This window comes from Hydrogenovibrio sp. 3SP14C1 (genome assembly GCF_029625905.1).
Taxonomy (GTDB): domain Bacteria; phylum Pseudomonadota; class Gammaproteobacteria; order Thiomicrospirales; family Thiomicrospiraceae; genus Hydrogenovibrio.
The window spans coordinates 124,386-135,560 of sequence record NZ_JARTLM010000002.1 but is presented as its reverse complement, the minus strand read 5'-3'; the positions used below and the strand labels follow the sequence as shown (position 1 = coordinate 135,560).

Sequence of the window (11,175 nt, the reverse complement as noted above, 5' to 3'; positions counted from 1 at the left end):
AGGTGCTCTTAAAAATTCAAGTTGGGGTTAACCAAGTCATACTCATTCTGTTCTTGGCAATACTCGGTTACTCAAGTGTAACGCAAGCAGTTGAAAAACCCAATATAGCTGCAACCAATTCATCGCAAACGTTATTGGTGCTGGGCGACAGTTTGAGTGCCGCTTATGGAATGAGTGTAGAACAAGGCTGGGTAACGTTGCTGGCAAACAAACTCCAGAAAAAAAACATCAACGTCGTCAATGCCAGTATCAGCGGGGAAACCACTTCTGGCGGAAAAAACCGATTACCAAAATTATTGAAAGATTATCAACCAAATTGGATTATTGTCGAGCTAGGCGCTAACGATGCGCTACGCGGTCAAGCGCTTCAAACCACGCAACGTAATTTACAAACCATCATTGATTTGAGTCAGGAGACAGGCGCGAAAACTTTATTACTCGGCATTCGGCTCCCTACCAATTATGGCCCTGCTTACGACCAAATGCTACAACAAACCTTTAAGAGAGTGGCCAGCAAAAACCAGCTTTTATTCGCCCCTTTCTTTTTAGAAACCGTCGCATTAGAGCCTGATTTAATGCAAGAAGATGGGTTGCACCCCAATGCGAGCGCTCAACCGAAAATATTAGACCATCTTTGGCCGCTCATACAGGAACTCATCACCTCTTCAGCAAAGCAAGCGGCATAATACAACCTTAGGCCTTGCTGCCACCTTGGCATTGAGGTGAAGCAGCCACCGTTGGATTCTCTTCCCATTCCGATGGAGAATAGGTATGCAGTGCCAACGCATGAAATAACGGCATTTCGTCTGCCAGTGCTTTGTAAACAGCTTGGTGTCGCTTCACTTTATTTACCCCGTCAAAATCGGGGGAAACCAAGGTCAGTTTAAAATGCGATTCTTCTGCCGGCCCAGAATGCATATGACTTTCATTCTCCATTTGCATCAATGTCACATCAAATGCATTGCTGATTTTATTTTCGATTTGTTGCTGTAATGACACTTTATAATTCCTTATTAAAATCTCTTTAATCTATTAGCGTTCAGGCAGAGTATAATATTTTCAAACCGCTTTCTAAACTGAATTAGGAGAGAAGTCATGTCTTTTATCAAATCCTTTGCCATCTTAATGTTAAGTATTTTGGCATTCAACGCTCAGGCGAGTGCCGATGGTCAGCCTGCACACCAACTGAAACCGATGCCGGAGTTGGCAAACATATCTTCTGATCATTTCCCGGGAGATCCGGCGGAACATAAAGCCGTATATATGTGGAATAAATCGGATCCGGACTACCAGCACCATATTTTAAATTCGATTCAGGCAATGATTCGATTGTATGGCAGCAATGTTGAAATTGCGGTGGTCGCAATCGGCCCGGGCATTCATGCATTGGCTAAAAAACCACAACGTAAAGTTGAAAAACTGACTTATGACCGTGTGGCCAGCTTTGCGAAAAACTATGGCGTGCGCTGGATTGCCTGTGGTAACACCATGAGAACGTTAAATTGGACTGACACTGACATGCGTCAGTTTGCCGAATATTCCGAAGTGGGCGCCGCTGCATTGGTGGCACTACAAGAAAATGGCTACAAGCTACTGGTTTGGTAATCTAGCCCAATACATCGTTTAAAACGGCCAGGCCTGGCCGTTTTTGACTGTCCTCTTGTCTGAAACTTGATTAAGAGCGTGTCGACGATTGCTGAATCAAAACATCTATTTTTCGGTGCAAGTCTGCCACTTCACGCTCCAGCTTTTCGTGGTGTGCTAACGCTTCGCTGCTAACCACCTCTTCTTCCAATGCAACCATCTTCTTGTGCTCTTCATCCAACACTTCAACCACAATCCCAATCATCATATTCAGGAACACAAATGCTGAGAAAAAAATAAACGTCAGATAATAAATCCAGCTTAGACTATAGACCGTCATGGTTTCATACATCACATCGGTCCAGTCTTCAAAGGTGGAAACTCGGAACAGTGTCAGCAAGGAAACGCCAAGATCGCCCCACAGTGTCGGATTGATTTGAGAAAACAACAGATTCCCGACAACCGCATATAAATAGAAAATAATAAACATTAACAGAGCCACATAGCCCATGCGAGGCAAAGCGCTTATCAACGCACTCACCAGTACTCGTAACTCAGGAATAAAGGAAATCAGACGCATCACGCGGAATAAACGCAACATACGTGCAATCAGGGCATATTCCGAATCATTTAATGGAACCAAACTCACCACCACGATGGTAAAGTCAAAAACATTCCAACCCTTTTTAAAAAAGTCGACCAGTCGGTCTTCAGCCGCCATCCTAATTATGATTTCAATTAAAAAGAAAACAGTAACCGCATAGTCCATCACCCATAAAAACGTCATGACACCTGATGGCAAATCATAAGTTTTAAGACCGATCATCAACGAAGAAAGGATAATGACACTGATGACAAACAATTCAAATAACTTGTTATCACGGATATGTTGGAACTTGAACTGGAATTCACTCCACGTCATGTTGATGCCCTTTTGAAAAAATATCGTTAACCATTAAATAATGACATACGTCGTCATAAATTTTGTCGTATTTTACTTCAAAGAAAATTTTTTTAATTGTTAAAATAAAGTTTTTTTATTGCTAGGAAAAAGGGTTTATACGATGCCAAAAATTACAGTATTAGGACAAGGAGAATGTGAATTTGACGGTCAGTTTTCATTGCTGGATGCTTTAGATGAAGCCGGTTTTGATATGCCGTATAGCTGTCGTGGAGGTAATTGCGGGGCTTGTGAAGTCAGACTTTTATCTGGAGATATTGAACACATCCAGGATACCGTTTATGAAACAGACGGAAATGATATTCTAACGTGTAGTGTGATTCCCTTAACTGATATTGAGATTGAATTGATTTAACCCACTTTCTTAAAAATGCCCAGGCCTGGGTATTTTTGACCATAAAAAAAGCCCGCATCAAGCGGGCTTTTTCCTATCATGATAAGTAAAGATTACTTATTCACGATCGAACGGTATTTTGCAGCCATTTTAGCTGGTAGTGGAATATAACCATCTTTCACTACGTCTTGCTGACCTTTTTGAGAAAGAACCAAGTTCAAGAATTCTTTAACAACTGGCTCTAAAGGCTTATTAGGTGCTTTATTGACATACACATAAAGTACACGTGCCAAAGGATACGTTCCTTTCAAAGCATTATTAGGTGTTGCTTCAACAAAAGGCTTACCTTCTTTCTTCGTTAAAGGAACTGCTTTAACACCGGCTGTTTTATAACCGATACCAGAATAACCAATTCCGTTTAGAGAAGAAGAAACAGATTGAACAACAGACGCTGAACCAGGTTGCTCGTTTACAGAAGACTTGTAGTCCCCTTTACAAAGAGCTTTCTTCTTGAAGTAACCGTAAGTTCCAGAAACGGAGTTACGTCCATAAAGCTGAACAGATTTGTTTTTCCAATCACCTGTTAAACCAGCTTGACCCCAAGTCGTGATGGTTTCTTTCGAACCACACTTACGCGTTGAAGAGAAAATCGCATCAACCTGTGGAATCGTCAATCCTTTAATTGGGTTATCTTTGTTGACATAAACTGCTAACGCATCAATTGCAACACCGATTGCTGTTGGCTTATAACCATGCTTCTTCTCAAACATTGCTGTTTCTTTAGACTTCATTTTACGGCTCATTGGTCCGATGTTTGAAGTAGACTCAGTTAATGCTGGAGGCGCAGTAGAAGAACCTGCTGCTTGAATTTGAATGTTCACGTTAGGGTAAGTACGCTTGAACTCTTCAGCCCAAAGTGTCATCAAGTTAGCTAACGTATCAGAACCAACTGAAGATAGGTTTCCAGAAACACCTGAAACTTTTTTGTAATCAGGGATATCAGAATCAACACCAGCGGCAAAAACAGGGTTAGAGACAACAGCTGCTGCTAGTCCCATTGCAATTAAAAGATTGCGTTTCATTACTTCGTTCTCCTAAAAATTAGAAATAAGTTATTTTTTGTTGACAGAGAGGATTATGAAGCACGGTCGTAACATCCAAATTAAACAAAAATGACAGTTATATGACACCCCTTTCCCAAAGCATTTTTTTGATTTAAAAAAAGAAAGTGGCTTTTTTTGAAATAAAACCGTCACATAATCACAATCTTATTATATTTTTTTATACAATTCACGCTTTCCTGAAGCTCAAATAAAAAGAGAAAACACTTATGGAATTCCGTGATATCAACGATATAGAAGACGCAACCTCCAAAAGTCGAAAAGAAATGTTTCGCTTTGGCTCGGCACTCCTTTTTATTATATTAATCATGCTGTTTTCCGCCAATCTACAGATGGGCAGCGGCACCGTAAGTGTCGAACTCGTCATTGCAGCCATGATCGGCGGTTACATGGCGATGAATATCGGTGCTAACGACGTTGCCAACAACGTCGGTCCAGCAGTTGGCTCTAAAGCCCTAACCTTAACAGGCGCGATTATCCTGGCCGCCATCTTTGAATCCTCCGGTGCATTGATTGCCGGTGGCGAAGTCATCAGTACCATTAAGAAAGGCATTATCGACCCAGCCCTCATCACCGATAGCCAAACTTTTATCTGGCTGATGATTGCCGCCCTTTTGTCAGGTGCTATGTGGTTAAACCTTGCTACGGCAATGGGAGCGCCAGTCTCAACCACTCATTCTATTGTCGGTGGCGTTTTAGGTGCTGGTATTGCGGCTGCCGGGTGGGACATTGCTAACTGGGATAAAATGGGCGCCATTGCCGCCAGCTGGGTCATCTCTCCAGTGATAGGTGGTCTCATAGCGGCATTATTTTTATTCTGGATCAAGCGAAGCATTACTTATCAAAAAGATATGCTGACTGCTGCAAAAAAAATGGTCCCCATACTGGTGGCCATAATGGCATGGGCCTTTTCAACCTATTTGATTTTAAAAGGGCTTAAAAAAATCTGGACAATAGACTTTTTAACCGCTACCGTCATTGGTTTAGCGATTGCGAGTTTTATTTACTTAGCGGTTCGACCGATGATAGCTCGACAAGCCGAAAGCTTAAAAAGCAATAAATCCGGGGTCAATACGTTATTTACGATCCCTCTAATCTTCGCCGCGGCATTATTAAGCTTTGCACACGGTGCAAACGATGTCGCCAATGCGGTTGGGCCCTTAGCGGCAATCAACGATGCTATTCACAGCCACGGGGTTTCTTCCAAGGCAGAAATTCCGTTATGGGTTATGTTAATCGGTGCCATTGGTATCAGTTTAGGGTTATTACTGTTCGGCCCGAAACTGATTAAAACCGTCGGGTCTGAAATCACCGAGCTAGATCAGATGCGTGCCTTTTCAATTGCCATGGCAGCAGCGATTACGGTCATTATTGCTTCACAACTCGGGCTACCAGTCAGTTCAACGCATATTGCAGTTGGTGGGATTTTTGGGGTTGGTTTTCTACGAGAGTACCTGAAACGTAACTATGCAAAAACCTTACAAGAAATTCGAGACCATCATGAAGGCGCACACCAGGATGAGATTGAACAGTATATTGAACGCTTCAGCCAAGCCAGCATCCCACAAAAGAAAGTTATGTTAGCTGAATTAAAACAACATAAGGCCGAAGTTGAACTGAGCAAAAAAGAACGTAAATCGCTGAATAAAGTTTACCAAAAGGAATTGGTCAAACGTTCTGCCTTTCTAAAAATCGTTGCCGCATGGATCATCACAGTTCCTGCTTCAGCTATGCTTGCAGCAATCATCTACTTCACCATCAGGGGAATGATGCTTCCATAGTACAGAATGGTGCCTTATTCGATCCAAACACCTAGCGTTGCCTAGGTGTTTTTTTATACATTAATCGTTTTCTATATTCTTAAGCAAAACAACTGCTTTATTTGGAAAGTCGCATCGAAAGACCGACCCTTTTCCCAGTTGGCTAGTGACGACTAATTTAGCTTGATGTCTTTCCAAGATATGCTTCACAATCGCCAAACCAAGCCCTGTGCCACCTGTATCTCTTGATCTAGCAGTATCGACTCTATAAAACCGTTCGGTTAATCGACTCAAATGTTCTTGTGCAATCCCGATGCCGCTGTCTTTTACTTCGAAATGAGCCCCTTTTCTATCATGAAACCAGCGAACTTTAATAGATTGATTTTCCGGTGTGTAACGTATGGCGTTCGAAATTAAGTTCATGAAAACACTTTTTAAAGGTTCTTCGAAGCCCTTTAAAGCCAAATTAATATCTACATCAAACTCAATTAGATGCTTCCCATGGCTCATTTGTTCCGCATCAACCTGCATTTCTTGTAAAATGTAAGGCACATTAACTTCTTTTTGTTGACCGGTAATCGTTTCTGATTCCATAGAAGATAACGTTAACAAGTCATCAATAATTGATTGCATTCTATAGGACTGTTGATGCATCTGCTCCAAAGGCTTCTGCCAAGTGGATTCAGGCTCTATACTGTCAATCATCACTTCTAGATAACCATTCAATACAGTGAGAGGTGTTCGCAACTCATGCGATGCATTTGCCACAAAATCGCGCCGAATCTGTGCCAGGTTATACAACTCATGTATATCCTTCACAATCAATAGCTTATGCTCTTTAAAATACGGAAACAACTTAAGGTTAAACACCCGTGGCATCCCATTTAGAGATTGCAAAATCATCCCTTTACCATAGTGTTTTGACTTTAAATACTGGATAAAATCCGGATGACGAAACAAAGTTTCAATTTTTCGTCCGGTATCACTGTGTTTAAGCTTGAAGATTTTTTTGGCAGACTTATTAAACCATTCGATTTGGTTATATTCATTTAAAGAAATGATTGCATCTGGGATAGTCATGGATGCTGCTAAGAATTGTTCAGATTTATAGAACTGAAGAGCAGCATGTTTTTCTAAAGAACGCTGTTTACGAGAGACCAAGTAACTTAACTCTGCCCACAATCCAGAACTGGGAGGATAAGGAACGTTAGTCGACCCTTTAATCCATTGCTCGAAACGATTGATACTGTAGAGCTGGCGTGCGATATAAAAAAGAAAGTAGCCGAGCAACGTAATCGTCCATAAACCCGTTGCCCAGCCGAAAAAAAGTGCGATCCAAAGACCGGTAACGATCCATGTTAACTCTCTAGAGATTCCTTTCGACACGAACGATAATCTTCCTAATCGACAGAGAAACGGTAGCCAGCGCCTCTGACAGTTTGAATATAATCAGCTGCCCCAACTGGATCTAACAGTTTTCTCAAACGACGGATATGGACATCAACCGTTCTTTCTTCAACAACCACATTTTCTCCCCAGACTTGATCAAGCAATTGGACTCGGGTATATACACGGTTTGAATGCGTCATAAAAAACTGCATTAATTTAAATTCGGTTGGCCCCAGCTTAACTTCTTCATCGTTAACCGTAAAACGGTAGCTGGATAGATCCAATTTAAGAGAACCAATTTTAATCAGGTCCAATGCACTTTTTTCTGGTGACTGTCGTCTCAATAAAGCTTTAACGCGTGCCACTAAAGCGCGAGGAGAAAAAGGTTTGACTACATAATCATCCGCACCAGACTCAAAGCCCTGTACTTGGTCATTTTCTTCACCTCGTGCTGTTAGCATGATAATGGGGGTGGCTGCTGTTTGGTCATTTTGACGAATGCGCTGTGCCAGTGAGATGCCAGAAACACCTGGCAACATCCAATCCAATAAAACACAATCAGGCTGATGCTCCAACACAAGCTTCCAACCTTGCTCTGCATTTGGCGCTTCAATGACTTTATAATTCACAGCCGTCAACGTAAAATTCAACATATCGCGAATTGCGGCTTCATCTTCCACGACTAAAATGCATTGCTCAGCCATACCCATTTATCCTTTAGATGACTCTAGAGAGTTTAATAAATCATTCAACCGGCTTTCGTCTAAGTTTCTGACATCATCTCCTTGAACCAGATATAGGATGCTTTCAACTATATTTCTTGCATGATCCGAAACTCGCTCAGCGGCTCTCAATGCAATAATCATTTCCATTAAACATTCAATCTGATCTGGAGACGTCTTCAACGACTCTTTAAGATCTTTTTCTATTTTTTTGAAGATATCATCAATTACTTCTTCTTCTCGAATCACCTTACCAACGCTATCGGTTGAAACTCTTGCAAAAGAATCTAGTGTCATTTTAAGCATCACACTTGAACGATTTGAAATATCGACTAACTCTGCATAGCCTTGAATATCTGAACACTTCAACCCGTCATGCTTACCAAAAATAATCACCATTTTTGCAAGCTTCACGACTTCATCACCCATTCGCTCTAAATCAATCGCAATACGAATCGCTGCTAGAATCAAGCGTAAGTCAGATGCCGTTGGCTGCTGGCGTGCCAGAACCTTAGCGCACAAGCGATCAATTTCCATTTCAGCGTGATTGATGGCTTTATCGAAAGAAATAACTTCTTGCGCTTTGTCGACATCTGAGCTGCCCAATGCCTGCAGTGCATTTTCAAGTTGGCGCTCTACCATTCCACCCATTTCTAGAATATGATTAAACAAATCTTCTAGATTTCGATTCAGCATTTCAGAAATATGTGTACTAAATTCTTGCTTATCCATGCGTAAACTCCCTACTTATTCTATTATTTTCAACCCACTGAAAGGCTTAGCCGTAACGGCCAGAAATATAATCTTCTGTACGTTTAACTTGAGGGTTCGTAAAGAGCGAATCCGTGTCGGTATACTCTATTAAGTCTCCCATATACATAAATGCCGTATAATCCGAAACCCTTGCCGCTTGTTGCATATTATGCGTAACAATCAGGATTGTAAAATCTTTCTTCAGTTCAAAAATAAGTTCTTCAATCGCTAAGGTCGAAATCGGGTCTAACGCTGATGTCGGCTCGTCCAACAATAATACTTCAGGCTTAATGGCGATGGCACGCGCAATACATAGACGTTGCTGTTGCCCACCAGAAAGCCCTAATGCATTTTCATCTAAACGATCTTTAACTTCTTCCCAAAGGCCTGCGCCTTTCAACGCCCATTCAACGGTTTCATCTAAAACGTTCTTATCATTAATGCCCTGTAAGCGTAAGCCGTAACTGACATTTTCATAAATTGATTTAGGAAAAGGGTTGGGCTTCTGAAACACCATACCGACACGGCGTCTTAAGGCCGCCACATCCATTTCTTTGGCATACATATCTTCACCATGCAGTAGCATTTCGCCTTCAACACTCACAATATCAATCAGATCGTTCATTCGGTTAAAACAACGTAATAAAGTTGATTTACCACACCCTGACGGACCGATAAAAGCGGTGACACGGTTCTGTGGCAACTTCATTGTGATATTCTGTAAAGCTTGCTTTGACCCGTAGTACAAATTCCAGTTTTTTACTACGATAGCCGTTTCTTCAGTGTCCAAGGTCATCCCACGGTGGTGACGGTCAATCGCAATACTCATATTTTGTTCGCTCATAACAAAATTCCTATTTCTTAAATTCTATTTTCAAATAAATTTTTAACGGCTCAAAGCTTAATTATCCAATGCTTTGTATTTTTCTCTTAGCTTGTTACGGATCGTAATCGCACCTAAATTCAAGCCAACAATGATTAACACCAACAATAATGACGTCGCATAAACCAATGGTTGTGATGCTTCTACATTCGGGCTTTGAAAGCCGACATCATAGATATGGAAACCAAGGTGCATAAACTTTCTATCTAAGTGGACAAATGGTGCATTTAGATCAATCGGTAATTCAGGGGCTAATTTAACCACCCCGACCAACATCAAAGGCGCTACTTCCCCTGCTGCACGAGCGACTGCTAGAATCAACCCTGTCATTATCGCAGGCATGGACATTGGCAACACAATTTTCATAATGGTCTCTGACTTGGTCGCTCCTAACGCCAAGCCACCTTCTCTCAATGCTCTTGGAATACGAGAAAGACCTTCTTGAGTTGAAACAATCACAACCGGTAACGTTAATAATGCCATGGTCAAAGAAGCCCATAATAATGCAGGTGTACCAAACGTTGGACTTGGCAAAGCATAACTATAGAAGAGTTCATCAATCGACCCCCCTATAATGTAAACAAAAAACCCTAGCCCAAAGATACCGAAAACGATTGAAGGAACCCCAGCAAGGTTATTAATGGAAATTCTAACCATTCTTAACACCAACCCATCTTTGGCATATTCACTCATATAGATTGCGGCAATCACACCCATTGGGGTAACAAAGATTGCCATCAAAATCACCATAGTGATGGTACCGACAATGGCTGGAAAAACACCACCTTCCGTGTTTGCTTCTCGTGGTTCATCCAGCAAAAAGTGACCGATTGAATCAAAGAAAAAGCCGACCTTCTCACTCATAACCATGTTATTCGGTTGCCAGAAACGTACAATCGATTTAATCGGTACATGAATCACTTTTCCACCAGCGATATCGAGGGTGACTTCGCCTAAGCTTTTTGATTCTTTATAAAGACTCTTTAGAGCGTCTTGATGCGATTCAAACTTCACATTCAGTGCTTTTCGCTTTTCTGCTAATTCGCGGGCAATTTCTGCTGTATAAGTGCCTTTCGCTTCTAACCGTTTTTGCTCTAAACGCAACTGCTCAAGGTCATAATTAATGCCCCCTAAAACCACTTTTTCGATATGATTAATTTCAGCGTTAAGTGCTTGTCCCTCATCCACCAACTTCTGCATCTTAGGAAGAACAGCCTTACCTGTTGCAAGCGTTTTACCATCTTGTTTGATCAACGCTAGATAGCCATACACATTCCCCCATTCATATCGCTCAATAACAGTCACATCATCGGCTAAGACATCTTGACGCCCGACAATTTGTGCCGTATTGATCCAGCGGAAGTCAATCCCATAGACATCTCGATTTCCAACCTTAATCAAAAACTGAGGAATCTTTTTGATTCCATCCTTATAGGATTTATCTTGAAATTCTTTTAGCTTGGTGTCGTGCAACTCTCCGACAACCTGCTCAATTTTGCCATTGTCTGTTTTGACTTCATATTCATACACCTCATGCGGCCAAAAATGCACCAAGCCACGAAATGAAATCATTAACAACAACCCAATCACCAATACAACACTGATACTGACAGTTGAGGCACTAAACCAAACCCAATGCTCGCCTTTTTTGAACCACTCTTTCATGTC

At 41.5% G+C, this 11,175-nt stretch carries 12 protein-coding genes; 4 read left to right on the top strand and 8 right to left on the bottom strand.

Annotated elements, in window-relative coordinates; translation table 11 throughout:
• Window positions 1-2 precede the first annotated feature (2 nt).
• Window positions 3-686 (top strand): arylesterase, encoded by a 684-nt coding sequence (locus P8629_RS02095; RefSeq protein ID WP_278164016.1) that lies wholly within the window; start codon window positions 3-5, stop codon window positions 684-686.
• A 7-nt stretch (window positions 687-693) separates the two neighbouring features.
• On the opposite strand, the gene P8629_RS02090 is transcribed toward P8629_RS02095, so the two are convergent.
• Window positions 694-999, bottom strand: a complete 306-nt coding sequence (locus tag P8629_RS02090) for a BolA family protein (RefSeq protein WP_278164014.1) — start codon at window positions 997-999, stop codon at window positions 694-696.
• Between the two features lie 96 nt (window positions 1,000-1,095).
• Here P8629_RS02090 and P8629_RS02085 point away from each other — a divergent pair, with 96 nt between their 5' ends.
• Window positions 1,096-1,605 (top strand): DsrE family protein, encoded by a 510-nt coding sequence (locus tag P8629_RS02085; RefSeq protein ID WP_278164012.1) that lies wholly within the window; start codon window positions 1,096-1,098, stop codon window positions 1,603-1,605.
• A gap of 70 nt (window positions 1,606-1,675) precedes the next feature.
• On the opposite strand, the gene P8629_RS02080 is transcribed toward P8629_RS02085, so the two are convergent.
• Complete coding sequence (locus P8629_RS02080) at window positions 1,676-2,506, bottom strand: ion transporter (RefSeq protein ID WP_278164010.1); 831 nt, start codon at window positions 2,504-2,506, stop codon at window positions 1,676-1,678.
• Window positions 2,507-2,648: 142 nt separating this feature from the next.
• Between P8629_RS02080 and P8629_RS02075 the strand changes: the two genes are divergently transcribed.
• A complete protein-coding gene (locus P8629_RS02075; RefSeq protein WP_278164008.1) occupies window positions 2,649-2,900 on the top strand; it encodes a 2Fe-2S iron-sulfur cluster-binding protein in 252 nt (83 codons plus the stop codon).
• Between the two features lie 92 nt (window positions 2,901-2,992).
• On the opposite strand, the gene P8629_RS02070 is transcribed toward P8629_RS02075, so the two are convergent.
• The gene (locus P8629_RS02070) at window positions 2,993-3,961 is read right to left on the bottom strand and encodes a phosphate ABC transporter substrate-binding protein PstS family protein (RefSeq protein ID WP_278164006.1); all 969 of its coding nucleotides are present in this window, start codon (window positions 3,959-3,961) and stop codon (window positions 2,993-2,995) included.
• Window positions 3,962-4,209: 248 nt separating this feature from the next.
• Here P8629_RS02070 and P8629_RS02065 point away from each other — a divergent pair, with 248 nt between their 5' ends.
• Window positions 4,210-5,781, top strand: coding sequence for an inorganic phosphate transporter (locus P8629_RS02065; protein ID WP_278164004.1), 1,572 nt, complete (start codon window positions 4,210-4,212; stop codon window positions 5,779-5,781).
• Between the two features lie 60 nt (window positions 5,782-5,841).
• Here P8629_RS02065 and phoR read toward each other — a convergent pair whose 3' ends face one another.
• Genes phoR through pstA form a run of 5 tightly spaced genes read right to left on the bottom strand, consistent with a single transcriptional unit; the run spans window position 5,842 to window position 11,172 of the window.
• A complete protein-coding gene (phoR, locus tag P8629_RS02060) occupies window positions 5,842-7,146 on the bottom strand; it encodes a phosphate regulon sensor histidine kinase PhoR (RefSeq protein ID WP_278164002.1) in 1,305 nt (434 codons plus the stop codon).
• 14 nt (window positions 7,147-7,160) lie between these two features.
• Window positions 7,161-7,853, bottom strand: coding sequence for a phosphate regulon transcriptional regulator PhoB (gene phoB, locus P8629_RS02055; RefSeq protein ID WP_278164000.1), 693 nt, complete (start codon window positions 7,851-7,853; stop codon window positions 7,161-7,163).
• A 6-nt stretch (window positions 7,854-7,859) separates the two neighbouring features.
• Window positions 7,860-8,603, bottom strand: coding sequence for a phosphate signaling complex protein PhoU (gene phoU, locus P8629_RS02050; protein WP_278163998.1), 744 nt, complete (start codon window positions 8,601-8,603; stop codon window positions 7,860-7,862).
• Between the two features lie 46 nt (window positions 8,604-8,649).
• Window positions 8,650-9,468, bottom strand: a complete 819-nt coding sequence (gene pstB, locus P8629_RS02045; RefSeq protein WP_336618915.1) for a phosphate ABC transporter ATP-binding protein PstB — start codon at window positions 9,466-9,468, stop codon at window positions 8,650-8,652.
• Between the two features lie 57 nt (window positions 9,469-9,525).
• Window positions 9,526-11,172, bottom strand: a complete 1,647-nt coding sequence (pstA, locus tag P8629_RS02040; RefSeq protein WP_278163996.1) for a phosphate ABC transporter permease PstA — start codon at window positions 11,170-11,172, stop codon at window positions 9,526-9,528.
• Window positions 11,173-11,175 lie beyond the last annotated feature (3 nt).

Excerpts from the sequence above, each read along its gene's own strand:
- P8629_RS02075 (WP_278164008.1), top strand. The coding sequence starts at position 2,649 with ATGCCAAAAATTACAGTATTAGGACAAGGAGAATGTGAATTTGACGGT.
- pstB (WP_336618915.1), bottom strand. The coding sequence starts at position 9,468 with ATGAGCGAACAAAATATGAGTATTGCGATTGACCGTCACCACCGTGGG.
- phoB (WP_278164000.1), bottom strand. The coding sequence starts at position 7,853 with ATGGCTGAGCAATGCATTTTAGTCGTGGAAGATGAAGCCGCAATTCGC.
- P8629_RS02085 (WP_278164012.1), top strand. The coding sequence starts at position 1,096 with ATGTCTTTTATCAAATCCTTTGCCATCTTAATGTTAAGTATTTTGGCA.
- P8629_RS02065 (WP_278164004.1), top strand. The coding sequence starts at position 4,210 with ATGGAATTCCGTGATATCAACGATATAGAAGACGCAACCTCCAAAAGT.
- P8629_RS02080 (WP_278164010.1), bottom strand. The coding sequence starts at position 2,506 with ATGACGTGGAGTGAATTCCAGTTCAAGTTCCAACATATCCGTGATAAC.
- P8629_RS02070 (WP_278164006.1), bottom strand. The coding sequence starts at position 3,961 with ATGAAACGCAATCTTTTAATTGCAATGGGACTAGCAGCAGCTGTTGTC.
- pstA (WP_278163996.1), bottom strand. The coding sequence starts at position 11,172 with ATGAAAGAGTGGTTCAAAAAAGGCGAGCATTGGGTTTGGTTTAGTGCC.
- phoU (WP_278163998.1), bottom strand. The coding sequence starts at position 8,603 with ATGGATAAGCAAGAATTTAGTACACATATTTCTGAAATGCTGAATCGA.